The 26,675-nt window shown below is 38.5% G+C and carries 23 protein-coding genes; 15 read left to right on the forward strand and 8 right to left on the reverse strand.

Translation table 11 applies throughout. The annotated features are described in order from the left end of the window. The first annotated feature begins 76 nt into the window (after positions 1–76). From BTO08_RS03920 to lgt, 5 genes are all read left to right on the forward strand, one after another. A complete protein-coding gene (locus tag BTO08_RS03920; RefSeq protein ID WP_242446232.1) occupies positions 77–979 on the forward strand; it encodes a hypothetical protein in 903 nt (300 codons plus the stop codon). 78 nt (positions 980–1,057) lie between these two features. Then, positions 1,058–1,543, forward strand: a complete 486-nt coding sequence (locus tag BTO08_RS03925; RefSeq protein ID WP_105059980.1) for a DUF1456 family protein — start codon at positions 1,058–1,060, stop codon at positions 1,541–1,543. A 153-nt stretch (positions 1,544–1,696) separates the two neighbouring features. Continuing rightward, positions 1,697–2,602: a cation diffusion facilitator family transporter gene (locus BTO08_RS03930; RefSeq protein ID WP_105059981.1), complete on the forward strand. Its 906-nt coding sequence runs from the start codon at positions 1,697–1,699 to the stop codon at positions 2,600–2,602. A gap of 633 nt (positions 2,603–3,235) precedes the next feature. Continuing rightward, the gene (locus BTO08_RS03940) at positions 3,236–4,789 is read left to right on the forward strand and encodes a sensor domain-containing diguanylate cyclase (RefSeq protein ID WP_242446233.1); all 1,554 of its coding nucleotides are present in this window, start codon (positions 3,236–3,238) and stop codon (positions 4,787–4,789) included. A 154-nt stretch (positions 4,790–4,943) separates the two neighbouring features. Then, a complete protein-coding gene (gene lgt / locus BTO08_RS03945) occupies positions 4,944–5,744 on the forward strand; it encodes a prolipoprotein diacylglyceryl transferase (protein WP_045153565.1) in 801 nt (266 codons plus the stop codon). 85 nt (positions 5,745–5,829) lie between these two features. Here the strand turns inward: lgt and BTO08_RS03950 are convergent, their stop codons facing one another. Genes BTO08_RS03950 through BTO08_RS03960 form a run of 3 tightly spaced genes read right to left on the reverse strand, consistent with a single transcriptional unit; the run spans position 5,830 to position 8,923 of the window. Next, on the reverse strand, positions 5,830–6,672 hold the full coding sequence (locus BTO08_RS03950; RefSeq protein ID WP_105059984.1) for an energy-coupling factor transporter transmembrane component T family protein: 843 nt from the start codon (positions 6,670–6,672) through the stop codon (positions 5,830–5,832). A 2-nt stretch (positions 6,673–6,674) separates the two neighbouring features. Continuing rightward, complete coding sequence (locus BTO08_RS03955; RefSeq protein WP_105059985.1) at positions 6,675–8,369, reverse strand: ABC transporter ATP-binding protein; 1,695 nt, start codon at positions 8,367–8,369, stop codon at positions 6,675–6,677. A 2-nt stretch (positions 8,370–8,371) separates the two neighbouring features. After that, the gene (locus BTO08_RS03960; RefSeq protein ID WP_005368393.1) at positions 8,372–8,923 is read right to left on the reverse strand and encodes an ECF-type riboflavin transporter substrate-binding protein; all 552 of its coding nucleotides are present in this window, start codon (positions 8,921–8,923) and stop codon (positions 8,372–8,374) included. Between the two features lie 927 nt (positions 8,924–9,850). Between BTO08_RS03960 and uvrY the strand changes: the two genes are divergently transcribed. From uvrY to BTO08_RS03980, 4 genes are all read left to right on the forward strand, one after another. Continuing rightward, on the forward strand, positions 9,851–10,495 hold the full coding sequence (uvrY, locus tag BTO08_RS03965; RefSeq protein WP_005368391.1) for a UvrY/SirA/GacA family response regulator transcription factor: 645 nt from the start codon (positions 9,851–9,853) through the stop codon (positions 10,493–10,495). After that, on the forward strand, positions 10,495–12,345 hold the full coding sequence (gene uvrC / locus BTO08_RS03970; RefSeq protein ID WP_105059986.1) for an excinuclease ABC subunit UvrC: 1,851 nt from the start codon (positions 10,495–10,497) through the stop codon (positions 12,343–12,345). The genes uvrY and uvrC overlap by 1 nt, the downstream gene beginning before the upstream one ends. 109 nt (positions 12,346–12,454) lie before the next feature. Then, on the forward strand, positions 12,455–13,012 hold the full coding sequence (pgsA, locus tag BTO08_RS03975) for a CDP-diacylglycerol--glycerol-3-phosphate 3-phosphatidyltransferase (RefSeq protein WP_005368388.1): 558 nt from the start codon (positions 12,455–12,457) through the stop codon (positions 13,010–13,012). A 174-nt stretch (positions 13,013–13,186) separates the two neighbouring features. Then, positions 13,187–13,612 (forward strand): hypothetical protein, encoded by a 426-nt coding sequence (locus BTO08_RS03980; protein WP_105059987.1) that lies wholly within the window; start codon positions 13,187–13,189, stop codon positions 13,610–13,612. 259 nt (positions 13,613–13,871) lie between these two features. On the opposite strand, the gene BTO08_RS03985 is transcribed toward BTO08_RS03980, so the two are convergent. After that, on the reverse strand, positions 13,872–14,627 hold the full coding sequence (locus tag BTO08_RS03985; protein ID WP_105059988.1) for a siderophore-interacting protein: 756 nt from the start codon (positions 14,625–14,627) through the stop codon (positions 13,872–13,874). A gap of 177 nt (positions 14,628–14,804) precedes the next feature. On the opposite strand from BTO08_RS03985, the gene BTO08_RS03990 reads away from it, so the two are divergent. The 4 genes from BTO08_RS03990 to BTO08_RS04005 all read left to right on the forward strand — a co-directional run bounded on the left by BTO08_RS03990 (position 14,805) and on the right by BTO08_RS04005 (position 16,913). After that, positions 14,805–15,596, forward strand: coding sequence for an SDR family NAD(P)-dependent oxidoreductase (locus BTO08_RS03990; RefSeq protein ID WP_045132748.1), 792 nt, complete (start codon positions 14,805–14,807; stop codon positions 15,594–15,596). 126 nt (positions 15,597–15,722) lie between these two features. Then, on the forward strand, positions 15,723–16,193 hold the full coding sequence (locus BTO08_RS03995; RefSeq protein ID WP_105059989.1) for an NUDIX hydrolase: 471 nt from the start codon (positions 15,723–15,725) through the stop codon (positions 16,191–16,193). A 13-nt stretch (positions 16,194–16,206) separates the two neighbouring features. Next, positions 16,207–16,494 (forward strand): putative quinol monooxygenase, encoded by a 288-nt coding sequence (locus tag BTO08_RS04000; RefSeq protein WP_105059990.1) that lies wholly within the window; start codon positions 16,207–16,209, stop codon positions 16,492–16,494. A 14-nt stretch (positions 16,495–16,508) separates the two neighbouring features. Further along, positions 16,509–16,913, forward strand: a complete 405-nt coding sequence (locus BTO08_RS04005; RefSeq protein ID WP_105059991.1) for an MAPEG family protein — start codon at positions 16,509–16,511, stop codon at positions 16,911–16,913. A gap of 90 nt (positions 16,914–17,003) precedes the next feature. Here BTO08_RS04005 and cobA read toward each other — a convergent pair whose 3' ends face one another. The 4 genes from cobA to nirB form a co-directional block, all read right to left on the reverse strand. Further along, a complete protein-coding gene (gene cobA / locus BTO08_RS04010) occupies positions 17,004–17,861 on the reverse strand; it encodes a uroporphyrinogen-III C-methyltransferase (RefSeq protein WP_105059992.1) in 858 nt (285 codons plus the stop codon). Between the two features lie 39 nt (positions 17,862–17,900). After that, positions 17,901–18,716, reverse strand: coding sequence for a nitrite transporter NirC (nirC, locus tag BTO08_RS04015; protein ID WP_105059993.1), 816 nt, complete (start codon positions 18,714–18,716; stop codon positions 17,901–17,903). Positions 18,717–18,826: 110 nt separating this feature from the next. Beyond that, positions 18,827–19,153 (reverse strand): nitrite reductase small subunit NirD, encoded by a 327-nt coding sequence (gene nirD, locus BTO08_RS04020; protein WP_105059994.1) that lies wholly within the window; start codon positions 19,151–19,153, stop codon positions 18,827–18,829. After that, the gene (gene nirB / locus BTO08_RS04025; RefSeq protein WP_105059995.1) at positions 19,150–21,699 is read right to left on the reverse strand and encodes a nitrite reductase large subunit NirB; all 2,550 of its coding nucleotides are present in this window, start codon (positions 21,697–21,699) and stop codon (positions 19,150–19,152) included. The genes nirD and nirB overlap by 4 nt, the downstream gene beginning before the upstream one ends. Positions 21,700–22,480: 781 nt before the next feature. Here nirB and BTO08_RS04030 point away from each other — a divergent pair. Continuing rightward, complete coding sequence (locus BTO08_RS04030; protein ID WP_105059996.1) at positions 22,481–25,390, forward strand: pyridoxal phosphate-dependent class III aminotransferase; 2,910 nt, start codon at positions 22,481–22,483, stop codon at positions 25,388–25,390. Between the two features lie 40 nt (positions 25,391–25,430). After that, positions 25,431–26,675 (forward strand): carboxynorspermidine synthase, encoded by a 1,245-nt coding sequence (locus tag BTO08_RS04035; protein WP_105059997.1) that lies wholly within the window; start codon positions 25,431–25,433, stop codon positions 26,673–26,675.

The raw sequence follows: 26,675 nt of genomic DNA on the forward strand, positions 1-26,675 counted from the left end.
GGTTTCCAATAACAAGCTAACGGTAATAAAAGCACGCTAAGTAATCACGCATTTTAAATTTAATAGGTTAGTGTCAGTGGCGGATATATTTAAAAAAAACATCTATCTGATGGTAGTGTTACTCGGTTTATCAGGTTGTAGTTCAGCGTCTACGTATTCAGTACGTAAGCCTTTAGAGGTTGATGTGTTGGCAAATTTGCCTGAAGTTTTAAATGAATCATCAGGTCTGGCGATTATTAATGGGCATGTATGGTCACATAATGACAGCGGCAGCCGAAATCAGATTTATCAACTATCTTCTAATTTTCAAACAGTCACAAAAACGGTAACGGTCAAACGCAGTAAAAATTACGATTGGGAAGATTTAGCGCAAAGTAAAGACTATTTATACATTGGTGACACAGGGAATAACTCAACACGCCGTGATGGCGGTGTGATTTATAAAGTACCACTCGCTTCACTTAAAAAAGGCTCGTCAGTCACGCCTATCACGACTATTCGTTACCGTTTTAAAGACTTTAAACCCGGTAAAACGTATCAACATAATTTTGATAGTGAAGCGATAACGGTTGTGGGGGATCAATTATGGCTATTTAGTAAAAATTGGCAAAATGAGCATACCAACTTATATCGACTCAGTACGACTCAATCTAACCAGACGGTTTCACCGGTTGGGGATTATTTAACAGAAGGACTCATTACCAGTGCTGATTATAACGCTAAGACCTCAACACTTGCGTTATTAGGCTATCGTAAAGACATCTTTTTAGGTTATTCCTTTATTTGGTTAGTCAAAGTGAATAACAATCAATTGGATTGGTCAACAGCCAAATATAAGCGTTTAAGAATTTATTCACAGTGGGAAGCTGTGCATTGGTATAAAGATAATAAACTCTTAATCACTAGTGAGAAGAACCCATTAACTAAAGCGATGATAGCAACGGTAGATGTGTCATCTTTGATCAATGCAAGTGAATAACCCTGCAACATCTGCTAGTATCTGCCAAAACTTAGCTGTAATCCCCATGAAGGGGCAGCCTACTAAACTGGAAAAACTGTGACTAATAACGATATTTTACGCCGTGTACGCTACATCTTTGATTTAAATGATAGCCAACTAATTGAAATATTTGCACAAGCAGATGCAACTGTAACTCGTGAGCAAGTATGTAACTGGTTAAAGCCAGAAGACAATGACGATTACAAAAGCTGTTCAGATGAAGAATTTGCAACGTTTCTTAACGGCTTTATCAATCAAAAGCGTGGCAAGAAAGAAGGTCCACAACCAGTACCAGAGCAAAAGCTAACGAATAATATTATTTTCCGTAAGCTGCAAATTGCCTTAAACCTAAAAGCAGATGATGTATTAGATTTGTTTAAGCTGGTGGATTTCCGTTTAAGTAAGCATGAATTAAGTGCGTTTTTCCGTAAGCTAGATCATAAACACTACCGTGAGTGTAAAGATCAGGTGCTACGTAACTTTTTACAAGCATTACAGATCAACCTTCGTGGTGATGAATCTGCGACGGTAGAAGCCGAATAATTGTATTGTCGTTGTAGACAGACACAACACATGAAATAGAAAGTGATAAAAAGCAGCGTTGGCTGCTTTTTTTACATCTGTAATATCAGGTTGCATGTGATTTTTAATAGAAAGAGTAAAATTAATAGAAATTAAAATAATGGAAAACGGCTAATGGCGCATTCACATGAACACCATGTTTCAAATTACAACTCCGCCTTTGCAATAGGGATTGTACTTAACCTTCTTTATGTCATTGTAGAAGCGACTTATGGTTTTATTACTGATTCTCTAGCATTACTCGCAGATGCAGGGCATAACCTTAGCGATGTTGTTACTTTGGTATTGGCATGGGGAGCTTTTGCATTAGCAAAAAAAGCGGCAACCGAGCAGCGAACCTATGGGTTCCGTAAAGTGACAATATTAGCTTCATTAGCTAGTGCGCTATTATTGTTGTTTGCGCTTGGAGCAATTTCATGGGAAGCGGTGCAACGATTTTCTGAGCCCCGCCCTGTGGCTGGTAGTACAGTCATGGTGGTCGCTTTTATTGGTGTGATCATCAATGCTGCGACAGCGATGTTATTTGCCAAAGGACAAAAGCATGATTTAAATATGAAAGGGGCCTTCCTTCATATGGCGGGTGATGCCGCTGTCTCTCTTGGTGTGATTATTACCGCTTTGATTATAAATATTACTGGGTGGGATTGGTTAGATCCTGCGATGAGCTTAGCGATTGTCGTGGTAATTTTAATAGGTACGTGGAGCTTACTAAAAGACTCAATCAATTATTCATTAGATGCGGTGCCGAACAACGTTGATATATCAGCATTAAAAACCTATTTAGCAGAGTTGCCGCATGTTAATACTTTTCATGATTTACATGTTTGGCCGATGAGTACTACTGAAAATGCCATGACAGTTCACCTTGTTGTTGATGAGTATGCTGAGGGGCAAGGTTTACCTGATGAAATTAAACATTATGTTCATGATCACTTTGAAATTGAACATGTGACAGTACAAATTGAGGCATCATCTTACGCATGTGATAGTAAGCATCAACATTGCGGTATACAACAGTAGTTTATTAGATTAGAGATAAAAGTGTACTTTAGTTAAAGCATTTTAGATTGCTTTACTTTTTTATGTACACTTTTCATAGTTAGCCTGTGCCCAATAAATTCTAGCACTACGATCTCTTACAATTTTATAGCATTGTTCATCGATTTCTTTGTAAATAAATTGAATGTTAGGACTTGAAATAAGTAGGCCATCTGTACCGTATTTATTGTGAAAATCAAGTGAGTAATCGTTGTGATGCAAAGAAGGTAAGGCATATACAGCAGATGAAAGAAATAAGCTGATAAAGAAAAATCGTATCATAATTAATCCTTGTATTTATTTTTATAATAAAGAGACCTTTATAAGCTATAGCATATATATTCAATTACTGTTTTTATTTAGAAAAAGAGAGTAGTAATAAAGGCTAATTTAATTTATCTAACGTGTTAACGGCTTTACTAGTCTTTCATTTACAGACTATGGCATATTACATTCGATTTCGATCTTATTATTAGCGTGGAATTGTTTACTCTTTAATCAACCCCAGAATCTACTATTTGCATAAAATAAAAATAATGTAAAATGTCGTAATTAACCATACTAGGAATATTGATTTTGCCTTACTTAAACTTACGATCAGTAACAAGACTAAAAATGGTACCTCTTATTGTATCAATGATAGTTTTAGTGCTGACTGTGATTTTAGTTAGTGTAATCAATGATATACAAAATCATAATCAGCAGGCAGTATTAGAGTCAGCGGCTTCTCGTCAAGCTGATTTGCTGCGAGATCAAGTAAATAGCGATATTGATTTTATTGGATCGGCTGCTAACTTCTTTCAATCAAGTTCGCCTTCAAATTGGAGTAATTTTGACCGCTTTGCCAAAGAGGTTGTTGGAAGTTCAAAAAGTTTAATGAGCCTTCAATGGCTTCAAAAAGTGACGCCTGAAAATATAGATGATTTTATAAAATCGGAACGTCATACTAGTTCAAATTTTAATATTTATACAATAACTAAAAATAAAAAGTTTAAATTTAATGGTAACTTTTCTGGTATGTCTGATATTTATGTTGTTACTGATATTTATCCAAGAACTAAATATAATTTAGAAATACTTGGATATTATTCTATCAGTCATCGCACGCAGCATTTTTTCGATAATATAAGAACAACAAAGCAGCCTAATGTATCAGACAGCGTTTCTATTCTTTCTGATACGCTAGCATCAATTAAAAATGGCGAACTAAATAAAAACTCTGTTACATCTGATACACATAATAAAAAAGATAAGCGAGGATTGCTGATTGATTATCCTGTTTTTAATCTTGATAACAATGAGATGATAGGTGTTGTTGTTGGTGTGGTTGATCTAACTGTTTATATGAACTCAGTTATTCAACACTCGCTCAATGGTATCCATAGTAAAATTAGAATTATTGATACAGGTATCGGTTCTAGAGACTTTCCAATTATGTACAAGAGCAAAGGTTGGGATTTAACAAAGGGAACGATACTGACGAGAAAAGTAACGTTGCCAAATAGAGTATGGCTCGTTGAATTTAAGCAGGCTAACGAGAAAAAAGAACAAGATTTATGGGTGTTAATCGGTATTGCTTGCGCTGGTGTTATTATTTCTGTTCTAGTTTATTTTATCGTTGCTTTTCAACGAGGTGAAAAAGAAAGAATTGAGGCTCAATTAAAGCTAAAAACGAAAGAGTTACAATTTCTTGTTAATAGAGATGTATTAACTAAATTAAGAAACCGACGCTCATTTAATCAGTATATCGATAAAATGTTTAGTCGAGAAACAACATTTACACTGATAAGTATTGATATTGACAAATTTAAGTCAATTAATGATAACTATGGACATGTTTTTGGGGATCAAGCTTTAATTCATGTTGCAACGATCGTCCATGGTTTATTAGCAAAAGAAGATAAATTGTTCCGTCTTGGGGGTGATGAGTTTTCTATTATTACTCAGCAAATAAATGTGCCTGAAGTTGAACAGATGTTGTTTAAAATTTGTCATGCGGTTAATAACACAATTCTTCGATATAAAGGTGATGAAATTTATTGTTCTTTAAGCATCGGTGCAGCTATTTCTCACGATGATGATGACGTTGAAACATTAATGACGCGAACAGATAATGCATTATATGAAAGTAAGAAAAAAGGCCGAAATTGTTTCTTTATATCGCTCTAATTTTTCATTCTGATAGTTATAATCTGATTTATAGAATTAAATTTTCTTAAATTAAGCTAACGTTTATTCACCACAGTGATTTTTCTTGCTAACCTGTGCTTATTGTAAGTCGTCCATCTTGTTTGGGCACTATGTTACTGAGAAGGTTACCTCGTTGGATCATTTTGTTTGGAATGTCGACCCCGTTATGGTGTCAATCTTCGGTTTGAAGATTCATTGGTATGGTGTGTTATTTGCGTTAGCAATTACCGCTGGTTTCCAAGTTATGAAGTCAGTGTATGAACGTGAAGATAAGCCAGTAGAAAGTCTAGATTCATTATTAATGTACGCCGTCGTTGGTATTATTGTCGGCGCGCGTTTATTTCATGTCGTGTTTTACGATCCAGACTACTACTGGGCGAACCCAGGTCAGATTATTGCGGTATGGAACGGCGGGTTAGCGAGTCACGGTGGTGGTTTGGGTGTAATTCTAGCCGTCTACTTCTATACTAAGCGCTACAAAATTAACTTTATGTGGTTACTTGATCGTTTAGCCATCGCAACAGCATTGTTCGGCTTCTTTGTTCGTACGGGTAATTTCTTTAATTCAGAGATTCTAGGTACACCGAGTAATCTTCCATGGGCAGTTATTTTTGAGCGTGTTGATATGATCCCGCGTCACCCTGTCATGTTGTACGAAGGGTTCTCTTATTTAGCCATCTTTGTTTTATTGTTTGCGCTCTACCGTAAAACAGATATTGGAAAGTATAAGGGGCTACTACTAGGCTGGTTCTTAGTATTAGTCATGACAGTACGTTTCTTATTAGAATTTATTAAAGTCCATCAGGCTGACTATTCTACAGATATGGTGCTTAATACAGGTCAACTGTTAAGTATTCCATTTATTATTGCTGGTATTATCTTGGTGATTCGAGGTCAAAAAGCGCGTCGATTAGCGCGAGAATCACAAGGTTAAAAATTATAGTTTGTATAGATACTAAAAAGCCGATCTCATGATCGGCTTTTTTTTGCTGGTAATTGATAATGCAACACTAAAGTAATTAGTGGAACGGATACCAAAATAAGCTGGTGGATTCAACGCGGTGGAAAATACCAAAACCAAGTATTGCTACAATAATGACTAAAGCAATGAAATCATTTTTAGTCATTGGTTTTAAACTGTACCAAGTACGCTTTTTATTGCGACCAAAACCCCGTAAAGTCATTGCATTGGAAATGACATCTGCACGATCTAGGCTTGAAAAAATTAATGGGCCAAGAATCTTTGCTACATTACGGATACGTGTCATCACGGGTGCATTTTTTGAAATATCCACACCACGTGCTTGTTGAGCATGCATAATGTTGGTGAAGTCTTTCATCACTTCTGGTAGATAACGTAAAGTTAAGCTCACAGCATAAGCAACACGATAAGGTACACCTAGTTTATTTAAACTAGCGGAAAACTCTGTTGGATGAGTGGTGAACACAAACACCAATGCGATCGGGAACATGCTGAAATATTTTAGTGTCACTGTTAACAAGTAAAACAATGTTTCAAGCGTAATATCGTAATGACCAAAGAGATGGATCAGAACGGTTTTGCTGTGCATATAATCGGTGCCTTGCTGCGGCGCAATCAAGAACATAAATAATGCGTTCATCAGTAAAACGACAGCTGTACCCATGAGTAACGGTTTATAAACCTTAAAAGGTATTTTGGTTTCTTTAAGTAAGAACAGACCTAAAATAATCAATCCACAAATAACACGTAGATCGAACGTCAATAATACCATGGTAACCCAAGCCATAAAGAGAATGAGTTTAGTAATACCGTTTAGCGAGTGTAGCCATGAATGGGTATTAATATAACTAATACCAAATTTGAATTTATTGGTTTTCATGATTATTTCGTTTTTGCTTCGTGCTCAATAAAACAACGGATGAAGTTGTCGATACGTGTAATGCCCATAGCCTCAGCTAAAGTGTAAAGGCTTGTCACTGTTAAGTTAGCTTTATCAAGTAGGGTTGGCAGGCTAAATATACGGTAGACACTGTCATCTGCTAGCAATTGGCTGTCAGCAATAACAATGGCGCGCTGTGTGTATTCCAGTACTAAATGCATATCATGCGAGATAATAATGATGGTAATACCAAGCTTTTCATTTAGCTCTTTAATGAATGCCATCATTGCGGTGTAGTGGTGGTAGTCTTGTCCTGCTGTTGGCTCGTCAAGGATTAACAGTTCAGGCTCTAACACAAGCATAGTCGCAATAGTTACACGTTTCTTTTGGCCAAAACTCAGTGCATCAATCGGCCATTCACGGTAACGACCTAAGCCACAGAGCTCAAGCATGTGATTAACTTTTTCTTTTACTATATTTTCGTCAACACCACGGTTACGAAGCCCAGATGCGACTTCATCGAAAATCATGTGATGTGAAATCATATGATTGGGGTTTTGTAATACAACACCAATTTTATGGCTGCGTTCAAAGATAGAACAATTGGCGAGATTATCACCATTTAACGAAATAGTACCGCTATCTTGCTCTAATACACCCATGATTAAACGGGTGATAGTTGACTTGCCCGAACCATTTTTTCCCATAATAGAGACAAATTCGCCTTTATGGACATCAAAGCTAACATCATTAAGGGTGTTTTTTACGCCATCATAGGAGTAAGACAAGTTTTTCACGCTCAATAATACTTCGCTAAGCTCAGGCTTTTGTACTGGCGCAACCTGATGAAACCATTGCTCTAGTTGTGGCTTAAATTTATCTAGCGAAAGGGTAGAGAAATAAGCGGGGTGATCCTCTTTTGAAAGTGTACAACCCGCCGCTTTAATAGCAGAAATATACAAAGGTTCACGAATACCGTGCTGCTCAAGCACCGTACTTGCTAATAATTCGTCAGGCGTCATATCTGCGACAATTTCACCACGATTCATCATAATGATGCGATCAACAGGACGATGGAGAACATCTTCTAAACGGTGTTCAATGATAATTACTGTTTTGCCTGTATCTTTATGCAGGTTATCAATGATTTCTATTGCTGCTTTGCCTGTTTTAGGGTCAAGACTTGCTAAAGGTTCATCAAATAAGAGGATATCAACATCATCAACCATAACGCCAGCAAGTGACACTCGCTGTTTTTGACCACCACTTAAATCAAATGGTGAGTGATCAATGATTGCGTTCAAATCAATCATGTCAGCCGTTGCTTGAACAATCTCGTGCATCTCTTTTTGTGGGATCATTTGATTTTCAAGCGCAAAAGCGATGTCTTCGCCGACACTTAATCCAACAAACTGACCATCAGTATCTTGTAATACTGTACCAACCATACTTGTACAGTGGTCAAGGCCCATTTTTTGAGTATCTTGCTGATTAATGGTGAGTGTTCCTGAGCAATCACCTTTAATTGCATGTGGAATGAGACCATTAAGACATTGTCCCAATGTTGATTTACCACTACCACTAGGACCAACAATCACGACTTTCTCACCAGTATTAATGGTGAGGTTGATATTTTTTAGTGTTGGCTTTTCAAGCGCCCAATATTTAAAGGAGAAATCAGTAAATTGAATAGCCATGCTTAATATGCCTCTTTGAGGTTGTAGCTTTGCTGTTTACGTTTAGCAACAGATGTCAAAATAAAGTGTCCGACAACGGCAATTAACGTTGTGTTACCTGCCGCAATAATGACAAGTTGCGCTAAGACTTTGGCAAAAGGTTCGGCATAGAGAATAGAGTCTAAAAAGGCAGAGCAGCCATAACCAATCACATTGCCTAAGAATGCGAGTACTACAAATAGAGTGAAATCAAGTTTAGAAAAAAGGCCTTTTTCCAAGCGTTCGCGGGTGAGTTTAGGATATAAGCCAATGATCATACCAACGATTCCAGAGCCTAAAACCCAAGTGAACCATACTCCCCATCCGGCAAACAGATCTGTTACCCAGTGGCCGATAAAACCAACAAGAAAGCCAACTAATGGGCCAAATAGAACAGCGAATAGTGCCAGTACAGCCATTGCTGGCTTTAAAGTTGTGTTTGCAAAAACAGGAATACCAAACATAGGTAACCCCCCAATGCCGTAAAGTGCAGCACCGATAGCAATCAGAACAACCGTTTTGGCTGAAAGACTCATAACTAAACCTTGTAAACTCTTGATAATTATTCAACGTATATTGAACAACACATATAAAAACTGGATTCGCGTATGCTTTATGGTTAAGTAAATGTCACCGGTTCAGCAGCCATGCCAAAGTTGGTGATAATCAATAGCAAGTTATGCTAAATGTTGTCACTCAACGCGAATAATCCATTATAAAACAAGAGCGGTGTCGGCCTAATTTCTGAGTTCGAGATATCGAAAAAAGAGTAGAACCAAAAGCGGCGCACATAATACTCTATTAAGTAAGCGATGGGAATGCTTTACATCTAGACGTCTAAAGAATGAGCGACTTTATTTAAATAAATATTCAAAACTAAAATTTAGTCTGTATTTGCTGTTATTTCATTCAATTATTCAATACGTTATAGAGTCAATAAAACGTGTTTTTTTACAATGTGTTCGTAGTTTTTGTTGGGTTAGGAATGCTGTTGTAAAAATTTGAGTATTAGGGCTTAAGAGGTTGGAGTGTCTTTGTTACTGGTATTTTTTTGCGCTTATTTTTCTATTTAAGTAAAAAAAATCACATAATCAATTACACTCAATATAGTGGGTACAGTAAAAAGCATTACAAATCTAGCGTTAGATCTGAATTTTATAAATCATAATTGATGTAACAAATTGTTATTTGATTGATAATTATAACTAATTGGAAATATTATATTTTTCGCTTTATTTTTTTTCCCAAATAGGAAATAATCAATGTGCACTCTTTATTTTGAAGCGTGTAATAAAGAATAATAGAACAACGTATTGTCAAGCTTTAACTTGATACTAAACTTTGCGCTGATACACAGAATCAGCATTTGGTGAAGTGTTAAGTTAAGGTAGAATTATGTAGTATTAGTAGTAGCTATCCTGCCATTCTGGCTGGGTGCAGAGCCAAATCATTGGAGATACAGCTTGATTAATGTATTCCTTGTAGATGATCACGAACTGGTTCGCACAGGGATTCGACGTCTTCTTGAAGATGTCCGTGGTATTAAAGTGGTAGGGGAAGCCATCAGTGGTGAGGAAGCCGTAAAATGGTGTCGTAGCAATCATGCCGACATTATTCTTATGGATATGAATATGCCTGGTATTGGTGGACTTGAAGCGACCCGTAAGATTTTACGATTCAATCCCGATGTAAAAATTATTGTTTTAACAATTCATACCGAAAACCCATTTCCGACAAAAGTAATGCAAGCAGGTGCTGCCGGTTACTTAACGAAGGGAGCGGGACCTGATGAAATGGTTAACGCAATAAGAATGGTAAACAGTGGCCAGCGTTATATTTCACCTGAAATTGCGCAGCAGATGGCGTTAAGCCAATTTGCTTCAAATTCTGAGAATCCTTTTAAAGAGCTTTCTGAGCGCGAACTTCAGATAATGATGATGATCACGAAAGGGCAAAAAGTAACAGATATTTCGGAGCAATTAAATTTGAGTCCGAAAACCGTTAATAGTTATCGCTATCGTTTGTTTAACAAACTGGATATTAGTGGTGATGTTGAATTAACGCATCTTGCCATTCGACATGGAATGCTTGATACAGAGACGTTATAGTGTCAGATGTTCCAAAAGAAAAAAGTTTTGATCCTCAAGCTTTTCTGAAAACAGTAACACACCAGCCAGGCGTCTATCGTATGTATGACGCTACTGGTGTGGTTATTTACGTCGGTAAAGCAAAAGATTTAAAAAAACGCCTTTCTAGTTATTTTCGAACTAATGTTGCGGGTGAAAAAACACGTGCTTTGGTTAAAAATATCTGCAATGTGGATGTGACAGTAACCCATACTGAAACAGAAGCACTTATCCTTGAACATAACTATATCAAGCAGTATTTACCTAAATATAATGTATTACTGCGTGATGATAAGTCTTATCCTTATATTCTTCTAAGTGCCAGCAAGCATCCACGCTTGTCGATTCACCGCGGTGTTAAACGTCGCAAAGGTGAATACTTTGGCCCATATCCTGATGCTGGTGCAGTACGCGAAAGTTTGCATCTTATGCAGAAAATCTTTCCGGTGCGTCAGTGTGAAGATTCAGTATATGCTAACCGAAGTCGTCCATGTTTGATGTATCAAATTGGGCGCTGCTCTGGGCCTTGTGTCGAAGGGTTGATCAGCGACGATGACTATCAACAGCAAGTGCAATTGGTGCGATTATTTTTGCAGGGTAAAGATCGCCAAGTGATTAGCATTATGGTTGAGAAAATGGAGCAAGCTAGCCAAGCGTTAGAGTTTGAGCAAGCGGCACGATATCGCGACCAGATCCAAGCACTAAGACGTATCCAAGAACAGCAGTTTGTAAGCCAAGACAATGAAGATGATATTGATGTCATTGGTATTGCACACAGTAATGGGCTGGCATGCATTCATGGATTATATATTCGTCAAGGTAAGATCTTAGGTAGTCGCAGTTATTTTCCTAAAGTGCCCGTTGATGCAACGTTAACAGAAGTCCTTTCAGGGTTTGTTACTCAATACTATTTCAACCAAGTTGAAGGTCGAGTGATCCCGAGCGTCATTTTATTAAGTGAAACGCTGGGTGAAGAAGGTGAAACTATTGCTAAAGCGTTAACGGAAATGGCTGGGCGTACTATTAATTTTAAATATAATCCACGAGGCAGTCGTGCTCAGTATTTAAAATTGGCAAAGACGAATGCAGAAACCGCACTGACGAGCAAAATTAATCACCGTTTAACGATACAAGAGCGTTTCTTTGCTCTTCAACAAGCTTTAAACTTAAAGCCGATTTCACGTATGGAATGTTTTGATATTAGCCATACTATGGGTGAAAAAACGGTAGCCTCATGCGTTGTCTTCAATCAGGAAGGACCATTAAAGCAAGAGTATCGTCGTTATAATATAACGGGTATTACTGGCGGTGATGATTACGCAGCAATGGCACAAGTTTTGGAACGTCGCTACAGCAAAAATATGGAATTAGATAAAATTCCAGACATAATTTTCATAGATGGCGGTAGAGGTCAGTTATCAACAGCGTATGATGTAGTGAAGCCGTATATTGCTGATTGGCCAAAACGACCTTTGCTTGTCGGTGTGGCAAAAGGCACTACACGTAAGCCTGGTTTAGAAACACTGATATTTGTTACAGGTGAAGAGTTTTCTATGCCAAGTGATTCACCAGCGTTGCATCTGATCCAGCATATTCGTGATGAAAGTCATAACCATGCTATAAGTGGTCACCGCGCCCAACGTGCAAAAGTTCGTAAGCGTAGTAGCCTTGAAGATGTAGAAGGTATTGGGCCTAAACGACGCCAAGCGTTGCTCAAATATATGGGTGGTATGCAAGAGCTGAAGAAAGCAAGTAAAGAAGAAATTGCTAAAGTACCTGGTATTAGTCCTGCTTTAGCAGAAAAAATAGTCGATGCATTGCAACATAATTAGTTCGCTGCACTTTTTTGGTTTAATTTACTGATAAATTCGCACCTAAGCAGACTTTGGAGTAGGCTAGGGAAGTAGATTAAACTCTGATTTTGAACATAAGAATAATATTATGCGTTTATCAATACCTAACATCTTAAGTTTCGTCCGGCTCATGCTTATCCCATTTTTTGTTATTGCCTTTTATGTGCCGTACGAGTGGTCTGCTTTTGCAACAGCGTTAATTTTTTGGGTCGCGGGTGTCACCGATTGGTTCGATGGCTACCTTGCTCGTAAATTAAATCAAACAACTCGGTTTGGTGCTTTTATCGATCCTGTTGCTGATAAACTCATGGTAGCAACGGCCTTAGTACTTGTAGTTGAGCATTATCATTCAGTATGGGTTACGATCCCAGCTGTCACTATGATTGGTCGTGAAATTATTATTTCAGCACTACGTGAATGGATGGCAGAAATTGGTAAACGTGCAAGTGTTGCCGTTTCTTGGGTAGGGAAAGTGAAGACTGCCTCTCAGATGTTTGCTCTATTATTGTTGTTATGGCATCCGCATGAATACGTTGTATGGTTAGGTTATGTATCTTTGTATGTTGCAATGGTATTAACGTACTGGTCAATGGTGCAATATTTAAAAGCAGCCAAAGGTGATTTGCTTAACGCAGAAAATCACTAGCAAGTCCTATTTTTGGAAAAGGTCTGATTAATCAGGCCTTTTTTTATATTTCTAGTATTTGTTAAGACACCCTCTCTTAGTTATATTGAGTGAAAATCAAACGATTATGGATGAGGGATCTGCGCAATGGAATATGCTCAAGAATACTCAAAGAAATAAAAAGCGGTTCGGATCTTGACTGGAGTATTCGTTGGGAGCGTCATTTACTTTCTTCATACAATCTGGCTGATACCTATTATTAACGATGTTGTATCTCGTCCACATTGCTTTGAATGGTTGGGTTTTAATCTCGCTGATTATTTTTGGTATTTGGTGATGGTTGGTGTACCACTATTTGCTTTTACGATGAGTTGGATATTGATACCGCGAGGGATCGCAGGAATTCGTGAAAGGCGCTTTCCACCTAAAGCGGTAAAAGTCTATCGACCAACGAAAGTAAAAACAGGATTTTTGGCTTGGTTAATATCAGCTATGCACTTATTAATTCCCTTCGTACTTTTATTACTTGCTGTTTGGGGGTATCTACAAACTCCTCATTTTCCTACTTTTGATAAGCAAGCGTTAGATCCTAACCTGTGTATAAAAGATAGTATTCATTAATGTCCAACATGCAGTTATAACTCTTTCTTGTTGAAAGTATATAATCTGCATGTTGTCATCTTGGTTTAAACGCAAGTTAGCATTCATTGTCACGATATACATCATGTTCGTAATGATGTTCAATTTTCAGGTGGTGAACTTTTAGTTTTCTGAGCTACCATGAACATCTTTGTTATCAGCAGATTTTATTTATTAGTCGACTTAATCGCTATAAAAAACGTCTATGCCATTTACGAATTACAAAAGTGCTTAATACTTTTCATATGTTCGCAGCATCTCGACGTTTAATGTCTTTGTGGCCATCTTCTGACACACCGTTTTTCCAATAACTGCTAATGTAAATGAACTCTCTTTCAACGTTTTTTTCATTACGAAAATATTGTCGTAGTTCACGCATGGTATCGAATTCACAGGCTGACCAAACAGAAACCTTGCCATCTTTCCAAGGTAATGATGTGACAGTATCTGCTAGCGATTCAGAGGCTGTTATCCATATCACTTTAATATCTTCAGGCTTAGATAATTCCTGTATATCCTCTTTATCAATAACTTGAATAACGGCGTATCCCTTCGCATCTATTGGCAGCCTTTGTATTTTTGTCGTTAATGATGGTAGTGCAGTCATATCGGCAACCATAAAAAACCAATCTGCATCAGGATTGAGGTCTTTAATTTCCCCAGGGCCTAATAGACTAATTTTATCGCCTAATGATGCTTGCTTCGCCCATTTAGCCGCATAACTGTGATCGCCTTGAACTGTATTATGACGAACAAAATCGACTTCAATACTATTTTGTTCCGGAATATATTTTCTAATCGTATAGGTACGCATCACTGGTCGTTGCCCTTTCGGCACAAGACTAATATCAGTACTGCCATTTTCAGCAAAAAGTAATTTTATGTAGTTTCCTGCACTATTCTTAGAAAATGCAGATAAGCACTCTCCTTGTAAGGTGATTCGTTGCATATTGGTTGTGATAGTTTTGCTGTTTATTACTTTTACTTCGTTATTCATGTTTCACCAATTGAGAATGGTTTTTATTTATATTAACAAGGCTCTGTGCAATAAGATATTTTATTTACTATTTTTTACGTAGATGGATAACAGTAATTATTTGAACGAATATCTATATTTATTCCCTGTAAGTGACAGATATAATAAATAAAAACATTGTTCGATATCGGGTGGTTTATGTTTAAAAATAAAACAGTGCTAGTACTAGCTGGCGCACAAGGAATTGGTAAGGCATGTAGTAAGTTATTGGCCTCTCAAGGTGCCAATGTCTATGTTGCTGATTGGAATATTGATGAGGCAACAGCGACGGCTAATGAAATTACCAAAAATAACGGTAAAGCAACGGGGATGTTTTTTAATGCGTTCGATAATGATTCTTACGCGCCGTTGATTGATTCTATTCTTGAAAAAGAAGGAAAGATTGATGTGCTGGTTAACAACTTTGGCGGTGTAGATTTACGTAAAGATCGTGACTTAGCCCATACTGAAGTGGTTGATTGGGAAAAGAATATGCTTGCTAATATAAATAGCGTATTTATTCCATCAAAAGCAGTTATTCCAACGATGGTTAAACATGGTGGTGGTAGCATTGTAAACATCTCATCACTGTCTTCTTTAAGTGCTGAAATGTCGAGCATCTCTTACGGCACGGCTAAAAATGCCATTAACCATATGACACGTCAAATCGCGATTCAATACGCGAGTTTTGGTATTCGTTGTAATGCAGTACTACCAGGAATGATCGCGACAGATGCTGTGAAAAATAATTTAAACCAAGAGTTTATTGATAATTTCTTAGCAACGCAGCCAATTAAACGTATGGGGGAGCCTGAGGATATTGCTAATGCGGTGAGTTTCTTAGCAAGTGATCTGGCAGGTTTTATTACAGGTGTTTGTTTGCCGGTTACGGGTGGTATGAATATCGCACCAGCACGCTATTACTTTGATGCAGATAAAGTGAGCTTCTAAGTTTTACTTATTAGTTCATCACGTTAATTTTCTATAATGACCAAACGGCTCAATATGCAGCCGTTTTTTTATAACTATTCGTGTATAACTAGAAAAGGGTAGTGATCAACAAATTAAGGAGTGATGATGATCCCGATTGATTCTTCGATTGTAGCGGGCGTTGCGTTATCAGAAATTGATGGCGTGATGAAAATGCTACTCATGAAGCGCGTGAAAGGTGGATATTGGTGCCATGTTGGTGGGTCTATCGAAGGTAATGAAACGGGTTGGCAAGCCATTGTCCGTGAGTTTAAAGAAGAGACCAAAATTGAAGTGGTAGATCTTTATAACGCTCAGTATTTGCAGCAGTTTTTTGAAGCCAACGTTAATGTGCTACAAATTATTCCGGTTTTTGTGGTGATGTGCCCTCCAAATCAAGCCGTAACACTTAATCACGAACATACAGATTATCAATGGTGCACACTAGAAGAAGCAAAAGCACTAACGCCATTTCCCAATCAGCACCGTGTTTTTGATCATGTATGGGCCTATTTTGTTGATAAGCCGATTGAATCTCTTTTTAAAGTAGATATTAAGCAGAACATTCCAGATTATTGAGGAAATTGAAAATATGGGAAAAGTGATATTAAAAGGATTTATTGTCGTTCCTGAAGAAGAACTTAATCGTGTTAGCAAAGCACTTGAGAAGCACGTCGAATTAACGAAGCAAGAATCTGGTTGTTTAGTGTTTAATGTTTATCAACGTTCACATTCTCCTTGTTATTTTGATGTTTATGAAGAGTTTTCTAGTAATACTGCGTTCGAACATCACCAAAGGCGGGTCAAAGCATCTGAATGGGGGAGAGTCACTTCAAATGTTGAACGCCATTATGAGGTGTGGCAAACCGAGAACGAATAGAAAAGGATAATTCAATGGAGTTTTTGCTTCCCTATAAAATGACAATTTGGGTTATTGGCTCTTTGGGATTGTTGTTACTATTGCAATTAGTCGTATTAGATATTGCTATTCTTAGTCAAAAGCATATCCCCGGTTTTACTATTGAAGCTAACCATGAACACTTTTTATTTCGTGCTAATAGAGCATTAGCTAATAGCAATGAAAGCCTTGGGATCTTTATTGTATTCGTTCTGTTTGCATTATTTTCTCAGCCCATTGCTCACTGGATTAATGGCTTCGCTGTGGTTTATTTATTCGGACGAATAGGGCATATGTTGTGTTATTACTTTAATTTAAAAGTATTACGCAGTATCTTTTTCGCAGTGAGTTTACTGGGGCTTATTGGACTATTTGCTACAGCAGTTATGGCTTGGCTGTAAATTAAGTTATTTTGATTGTAAAAATGGTAGTCACAAATACATTATGAAAGGCACTAGTAATAAACTTTAGTGCCTTTTTATTTGATTGCGTTAGCTTACCTTACGGTTTACTTGATATTGATAAACTTTTGGATAGCTTTGTGTTTCTATCTCTTGTTTTGCTTTAAACCAATTTAAGCGATGAGTGAGGGTCGTAACACTGCCTATCACAATAAGAGCTGGGCTTTCTGCCTCTTTGGCTAATATCTCTAAGTGTGCCAAATCGCCAGTATGTACTTGTTGTTGTGAACTGGTACCACGTTCAATAATAGCAATAGGTGTTGCCAGCGACATGCCATACGCACTGAGTTTATGGCGAATAACATGGCTCTGGTTTAATCCCATATAAAAGACTAAGGTGTGGTTAGCGCGAGCCAGTGATGACCAGTCAATTTGATCTTTACCTTCTTTTAAATGTCCGGTAATAAATTGAACACTTTGTGCATGATCGCGATGGGTTAATGGAATACCAGAATAAGCCGCACAACCGGATGCTGCTGTAATACCAGGTACCACTTCAAAGGGAATATTAAACGGCAATAAGGCTTCTAGTTCTTCGCCACCTCGACCAAAAATAAACGGGTCACCGCCTTTAAGTCTAACCACTAATTTTCCGCTGAGTGCCTGCGTTACCAGAATTTGGTTTATGTCACCTTGTGGTACACAGTGATTACCCGCTTCTTTTCCTACAAAAAGGCGTTCGCAATGTTGAGGGAATAGTTCAACAATGTCGTTAGACACAAGACGATCATAGACAATGACATCAGCCTGTTGAATACAACGTAATGCTTTTACTGTTAACAAATCAGGGTCACCCGGTCCAGCACCAACAAGTATTACTTTACCGATAGTAGCAGAAGGTTTTTCTTCTAAGGTTAGCAGTGAAAACACAGTTTCATTTGTTGTCATTCTATTTGCTCCAGGCTGATTTTTATTTTATTTCGTCAATTAAGCTGTTTGTTTCTGTTGTTCAACTTGCTTTGCAGAGCCTAAATGTGGACGTTCGCTACGTGGTGTGATGAACCAGTAGCCTAAGCCCATAAATACAACACCTGAAATTGTGTTACCTAACGTTACCCAGAATAAGTTATGACCAATTCCAGCTAGGGTGAATGCTTCTTTGTGTTGACCAAACCATGAAAGAGCAAAGATGGTCATGTTAGCAATAGAGTGCTCATAACCTGATGCTATGAAGGCAAGTAAGCACCACCAAATAGCAATAAATTTAGCCGAGCCTTCAACACGTTGGCACATCCAAATTGCTAAACAAACGAGCCAGTTACATAAAATACCTTTAAATAAAAGCACCGATGCTGAAGCGTCTGTTTTTGCAAGTGCTACGTTATTTAATAAGCTATTTGTATCAGGTAATAGTTTTCCGCCACCTGCGTAGAAAAACAGTAATGCGACGCCAACCGAGCCCAGTAAGTTTCCCAGCCAAGTTTGTGGTAAAACGCGAACTGTATCAGCGATGGTGATTTGGCCTGTTTTAACACCAAAAGTTAAAAACATAGTGTGTCCGGTGAATAATTCAGAGCCTGCAATAATCACAAGGGTAAGAGCTATACCAAAGGTTGCTCCCATAACAAGTGGGCGAATAGAGGGATCAACCATATTGCCTAAAGTGAAAATAAGAATAATGCCAAGACCAACATAAGCACCAGCCATAGCTGAGCTTAACCAAAAACCAAATTTTTCTTTATTTGCAAATTCAACAATACGTGCGGCATTGGCTGAGCATTTTTTAATTGTGTCTGCGTACATAGTTTTGTCCCTGTATAAAATTAAACTTTTTGGAATAGATAACGTGGTGTTGTTCTATTACCTATGCCGAAAAGGGGGAAATAACATCACGCTACTTCCCATTTCTGTCGTTATAGCTGGACTAACACATTGCCGTCTTTGATTTTTACTTTGTAACTTTCAATGTTCATTGCTGAATTTTCTAAGCAACGACCATCACGCAGTGAAAACCGTTGTTTTTTTAATGGGCTAGCGACCCATAACTCATCTTGGTGTTGGCAAATAAGCCCACGAGATAACACATTGGATTTTGAAAACGGATCCATATTATTTATCGCAAAGACTTGTTCGCTATGATCGGGACGAAAGATGGCAACTTGCTTATCTTCAATAAGAGCGCACACGCCAGTACCAGGAATTAAATCGTCTAATTGACATGCAGTGTTCCAAGAACTCATACATTCTCCTCCAATGAAATGGTGTAAGTGTTGGCTTTTTCTTCGTTAGACGCGGGACGATGTTGGTCACGGCTGGGTACAAATACGACGTTATCATCACGCTTATCACTGTTAATAAAGTGACTAAAGCGTTTTAGTTGCTGTTCATTATCTAACGTATTTGACCATTCACAGTGGTAAGAGCTAATCAGCTTTTCAATATCAGCTTCAAGTTGATCGTTTATACCCAGTTTGTTGTTAATGATCACTTCACGGAGGTACTCAACACCACCATCAAGGTTTTCTAACCATGTTGAAGTACGTTGCAGTTTGTCTGCTGTACGGACATAGAACATTAAATAGCGATCAACGTATTTGATTAAGGTGTCGTGGTCGAGATCGGCTGCCAGCAAATCACCATGGCGTGGTTTCATGCCACCGTTACCACCAACATACATATTCCAACCTGCATCTGTTGCAATAAGACCTAAGTCTTTGCCCTGTGCTTCTGCACATTCACGAGTACAACCTGATACACCAAACTTCATTTTGTGAGGGGTACGAATACCTTTGTAGCGGTTTTCTAATTCAACACCTAAACCGACACTGTCTTGCACACCAAAACGGCACCATGTGCTTCCGACACAGGTTTTGGCCATACGTAGCGCTTTGGCATAGGCTTGGCCTGTTTCAAATCCAGCTTCAATTAAACGTTGCCAAATGGCTGGTAAATCATCTTTTTGTGCGCCAAATAAACCGATACGTTGTGCACCTGTGATTTTGGTATATAAATTATAATCATTAGCGACTTGTGCAACGGCGAGTAATCCAGCAGGTGTTACTTCACCACCTGTCATACGAGGGATCACTGAATAAGTGCCATCTTTTTGCATGTTGCCAAGGAAAATGTCGTTGGTATCTTGCAGTGGGGTATTTTGAGGCGTTAGTACATAATCGTTCCAACAAGAAGCCAAAATAGAGCCAACGGTTGGCTTACAGGTTTCACAGCCGTAACCTTTACCGTATTTCGATAGAAGTTCATCAAACGACTTGATCTCTTCAATACGGATCAAGTGGAATAACTCTTGGCGAGAATAAGCGAAGTGTTCACATAGGTGATTATTCACTTCAATACCGGCTTTCGCTAATTCGCTGTTCAGTACTTGCGTGATGAGAGGTAAACAACCGCCACAGCCTGTACCCGCTTTGGTAACGGCTTTGATTTCACCTAATGTCGTGTGTCCTTCAGCAACAGCTGCTGCAATCTTGCCTTTCGTTACATCAAAACAGGAACACATCACTGCGCTTTCTGGTAGGGATTCCACGCCCATGGCAGGTTTTTCTGCACCCGCATGAGCAGGTAAGATTAAACTGTCAGGATTTTCTGGTAGCTCAATATTGTTTAGCGATAATTGTAAAAGGTTACCGTAATCTGATGTATCGCCAACAAGTACTGCACCAAGAAGGTATTTACCATCTTCAGAAACAATAATGCGCTTATATACTTCTTCTTGTTCGTTTAAATAGACGTAGCTTTTACAGTTTTCAGTACGACCATTAGCATCACCAATACTGCCAACTTTTACACCGAGCAGCTTCAACTTGGCACTCATATCAGCACCTTCAAACTGTAGTTCTTCACCTAATAAGTGACCAACCGCAATTTGTGCCATTTTGTAACCTGGCGCCACTAAGCCAAAGAACATGTTATTCCAAGAGGCACATTCACCAATGGCGTAAACATCAGCATCTGATGTTTGGCAGGCGTTGTTAATTGCAATACCGCCGCGCTGCCCTGTTGTTAATCCACATTGTATAGCTAATTTATCTTGCGGACGGATACCGGTAGAGAACACGATGAAATCAACTTCAAGAGAAGTACCATCTGCAAACTGCAGAGTATTACGTGCATTTTCACCGGAAGGGATGATCTCTTGGGTATTTTTACCTGTGTGAACATTTACGCCGAGTTGTTCTATTTTGTTTCGTAGCTGCTGACCACCTTGAGGATCAAGTTGCTCAGCCATAAGGACATTAGCAAACTCAATAACATGAGTTTCAACACCCAGTGCTTTTAGTGCGCCAGCCGCTTCTAAGCCAAGTAGTCCGCCACCGATGACAACGCCACTTTTACTGCGTTTAGCGGTTAATTCAATTGCTTTAAGATCTTCGATCGTGCGGTAAACAAAACAGTCTTTGTTTTCGCTACCTTTAATGGGTGGAACCCAAGGGTAAGATCCGGTTGCCATGATGAGTTTATCGTAGCGAATTTCACGACCTGTATTAGAGAGAATAAGCTTTTGTTCACGATTAATGTTAATGGCGCGTTCGCCGAGCAAAACATTAATTCCATGTTTTTCGTAAAGTCCTTGCTTAACAAGAGAGAGCTCATCAGCCGTATGGTGAGAAAAATAAGAAGATAAATGTACTCTATCGTAAGCAATACGAGGCTCTTCACAAAACACAGTTACTTCGTAGTTTTTGATATCCGATCTATCTATTAATTCTTCGATGTAACGGTGGCCGACCATACCGTTGCCGATAATTGCCAATTTAATTTTGCTCATAACACTTACTTCACCATGCCTTAAATTGGTTGTAGTGTATTAAGACAAAATGTGAAGAAATATGATTTAAATCAAGTGGTATTCTAAATACCACTTTAGTGGTACTCAAACAAAATCAATGCATTAGATTTGCAGTTCTATAACACGGCCTCCTCACTTCTTTTCGTTAGTATGCTGTAAATGATTTTACCTTATTGAATTATAATGATATTTATATTTATTGGGCTTTTTAACTTGTAATGTTAAAGGTTGTTTTAGCTCTAGTAACAGTCGAATTATGGCTAAATTTTCGCGCGTGGTAATTTGTAAAAGTTTGTATCTTTTTATTTTTCAATGTTGTTTTTTATTAATAGGTTGTGGTATTTTTGCTCGGTCTTAGATTGAGTAAGATAATAACGTAGTTCACTTAGCAATTACGCAGTAGGTATTTGTGCTTATCAGCATAAATAGAAGGGAAATTATACGATGTTCAGTTTTGTAAGAGCTGACTCATATTTAAGGGACCCAACAGTGGATCTATTATCACTTTCATTTCATTTTGGTTTTCATTTACCGAAATACCGTATTATTACGGAGCCTTGATCGTTCCTGATCGAAAATCACACTAAACATTGAGTTGCATATTGTTCTAGATACTTATTGTCTCTATACATTTGTACTTTACGTGTGATTTTATATTTAAAGATATCTTAACTCGGTATTTATATCGTTATTAATATAGTTTTTACTTATCTTTTGTTACGTTTTTTGTGCAAAAGCTAAGTGATGACAGGAACGAAATATGTCTACACTTTTTAATTTTGGCGACACTGATTTATCAACAACAGTGCCTGTTGTTAATGGTTTATATGACTTAACGCTTGATGAATTGTTATTAAGCCAAGAGCACTATGAATCGGATGTACGCTCATACCCAAGACGTTTACCTTTAGCAATAGCGAAAGCAGCAGGTGTATTAGTTGAAGATACTCGTGGGCAATTGTTTATTGATTGCCTAGCTGGGGCTGGAACACTAGCACTTGGCTATAATCACCCAGAAATTAATAAGTCAATTGTTGACCAATTAGAATCAGGCTTACCATATCAAACGCTGGATATCACAACGGTTGCTAAAGATAAATTTATTAAGCAATTGTTGAGCTTTTTACCCGAGTCGTTTGCGAATAATGCTTGTGTACAGTTTTGTGGCCCTACAGGGGCTGATGCCGTAGAAGCTGCGATTAAACTAGCCAAACAAACAACAGGTAGAAATACCATGGCAGCTTTTCATGGTGCTTATCATGGAATGACAAATGGCACGATGGCTATGATGGGAAATTTAAACACTAAATCTCGCCGTCAAGGGTTAATGGCTGATGTACATTTCCTGCCATTCCCATATTCATTACGCTGTCCGTATGGTTTGTCTGGCGATGAAGGCGCAAAACAAAGCTTACGTTATATCGAACATATGCTGAGTGACGATGAAAGCGGAATTCAAAAACCTGCAGCCATCATTGTAGAGCCTGTTCAAGGTGAGGGCGGGGTTATTCCCGCACCTGCTTTTTGGCTGCGAGAATTACGTCGAATAACGCAAGAGCATGGCATTCTACTTATCTTTGATGAGATCCAATGCGGTATTGGTAAAACTGGTCACAATTTTGCGTTTGAAGAATCAGGTATCACGCCAGATATTCTTTGTTTATCAAAAGCGGTGGGCGGTGGTTTGCCAATGTCAGTCCTTGTTTTTAATAAAGAGATTGATAGTTGGAACCCTGGAGAGCATACCGGCACATTTCGTGGCAACCAGTTAGCGATGGCAACAGGCGCTAAAACGTTAGAAATTATCGAACGAGACGGTTTAGTTGAGCATGCTCACAAAGCCGGTATGTATCTGCGTCGCGGTTTAGAAAAAGTGGCAGCACAAACAAGCTGTATTGCTGAAGTGCGCGGTAAAGGCTTAATGCTGGGCATCGAAATTGTCCAACCTGATGGTAGTAAGAATAAGTTTGATGAGCCGATCGCCGATCCTGAGTTAACCGCTGCGATTCAACGCTCTGCATTAGAGCGCGGTTTGATTATTGAAAAAGGTGGGCGTCAAGGCTCGGTATTACGCTTTTTACCGCCTCTTATCATTAGCTTTGAACAACTTGATTTTGTGATTAATACGGTTAAAGAGGCTATTGAGGTACATGTTGAACCGATTGAACAAGGATTGGTTTTAGAGTCGGATAATAAAGCGAATTGGAAAGAGTACTTTATTCAAACGGGTAAAGGCGGATCTGAGAGCTTTGAAACGGCACTGAATCAAACGACTCAAGTGCTAAAAAAGGTCTTTGAACAAACTAATCAGCCTTATTCAGGGATGGATCCTCAATTATTAAAAACGCTTATAAATGGTATTGATTTAAATCAGCCTCAGTCCTCACTTGATGCCGTGATTGATCAAACAGGCGATCTTATCGCGAAGCACTCAATTATGGTGCAACATCCGCATTGTATTGCGCATTTACATACTCCGCCACTTGTCCCAGCTATTGCTGCAGAAGCTTTTATTGCCGCATTGAATCAGTCAATGGATTCATGGGATCAGGCCAGTGCAGCAACGTTTGTTGAACAGAAAATCGTTGATTGGTTGTGTGATGTTTATCAATTAGGCCAACAAGCAGATGGTGTGTTTACCAGTGGGGGAACGCAAAGTAATCTGATGGGATTATTGTTAGCACGTGATTGGGCTGCCGACACTATCTCTGGCCATAATATTCAGCAACAAGGTTTGCCATCATACGCGGATAAACTACGTATATTATGCTCGAAAAAGTCCCATTTCACCGTCCAAAAATCAGCGTCGTTGATGGGGCTTGGTGAACAATCTGTTGTCTGTGTTGATACCAATCCTGATGGCACTATTCAATTGGCATCATTGATTACCACTATTGAAGCTTTAAAAGCAGATGATCTTATTCCGTTTGCCGTTATTGGCACTGCTGGGACAACAGATCACGGTGCAATTGATGATCTTACCGGATTGGCAGACATTTCCGCTCGTCACAATCTTTGGTTCCATGTTGATGGCGCATACGGTGGTGCACTTATTTTAAGTCGTCATCAAAGTCGTTTACATGGTATTGAAAAAGCGGATTCTTTAAGCGTCGATTTTCATAAACTTTTCTTTCAGCCGATTAGCTGTGGTGCAGTATTAGTGAAAGATAAAGCGCACTTTAAATACCTGCTCCATCATGCAGACTATCTTAATCGTGAAGATGATTTACTGCCAAATTTAGTGGATAAATCAATAGCAACAACTAAGCGTTTTGATGCTTTAAAAGTGTTAATGACAATGCAAAGCGTTGGCGCTGATGCATTAGGTGAAATGTACGACCATCTTATTAATCAAACGCAACATGTCGCCGATTTAGTTAATCAACAACCGCAATTTGAGTTATTGGCCGATCCTGCTTTATCGACAGTGTTATTCCGTTTTGTAGGTGAAGGAGCAAACTTAAATGAGCAACAACTTAACCAACTAAATAAACAATTGCGCATAGATGCCTTAGTGCAAGGGCAAGCCGTACTGGGTGAAACCGTTGTTGACGATAAAGTGGCATTAAAGTTCACGATTTTAAACCCGTGTTTAACTATTAACGATTTCAGAACCTTATTGAATAAAGTCTCTCAATTAGGTCAATCGCTATTGTCTTTAACTCAGTAAGACAACCACACAGATAAATGAATTTAGAAGGAAATAAATAATGGCTATTTTACAAATTGGTGCTGGTGGTGTTGGCTGGGTTGTCGCACATAAAGCGGCGCAAAATAATGACGTACTTGGCGATATTACATTAGCTTCTCGTACAATTGGCAAATGTGAAAAGATCATTAGCTCGATTGATAAGAAAAATAATTTAAAAGACCCGACAAAAACAATTCAAGCACGTGCTGTCAATGCAGACGATGTTGATGCATTAGTTGCTTTAATTGAAGACGTGAAACCTGATTTGGTTATTAATGCAGGGCCTCCGTGGGTTAATATGTCGATAATGGAAGCGTGCTATCAAGCGAAAGTTTCATATCTCGATACCTCTGTTGCTGTTGATTTATGCTCTGAAGGTCAACAAGTGCCTCAAGCTTATGATTGGCAATGGGGTTACCGTGAGAAATTTAAGCAAGCAGGTATTACAGGTATTTTAGGCGCGGGTTTTGATCCTGGTGTAGTGAGTGTTTTTGCAGCGTATGCAGTAAAGCATTTGTTTGATGAAATCGACTCCATTGATGTAATGGATGTCAATGCAGGCGATCACGGTAAGAAGTTTGCGACTAACTTTGATCCAGAAACCAATATGTTAGAAATCCAAGGCGATTCTTTCTATTGGGAAAATGGTGAGTGGAAACAAGTGGGCTGCCATAGCCGTATGCTTGAATTTGATTTCCCGCTGGTGGGAAAACATAAAGTTTATTCTATGGCGCATGATGAAGTGCGTTCAATGCAGGAATTTATTCCGGCAAAGCGTATTGAATTTTGGATGGGCTTTGGTGATAAATACCTAAATTATTTCAATTGTATGCGTGATATTGGCTTATTAAGTCCAGATCCACTAACGCTGCATGATGGCACTGTTGTACAACCTCTTCATGTTTTAAAAGCGTTATTGCCTGATCCGACATCATTAGCGCCGGGTTACACAGGAAAAACCTGTATAGGCACATGGGTCCAAGGCAAGAAAGAAGGCAAAGAACGCAGTGTGTTTATCTATAACAATGCTGATCATGAAGTGGCGTATGAAGATGTAGAGCATCAAGCAATTTCATACACAACAGGTGTTCCTGCTATTACTGCCGCATTACAGTTCTTTAATGGTAAATGGGCGGATAAAGGTGTGTTCAATATGGAGCAGCTAGATCCAGACCCATTCTTAGCGACAATGCCAACTATTGGTTTAGATTGGCATGTACAAGAATTGCCCGTCGGTCAGCCTGATATTCAAATTTTAAAATAA

The organism is Photobacterium angustum (assembly GCF_002954615.1).
Taxonomy (GTDB): Bacteria; Pseudomonadota; Gammaproteobacteria; order Enterobacterales; family Vibrionaceae; genus Photobacterium; species Photobacterium angustum_A.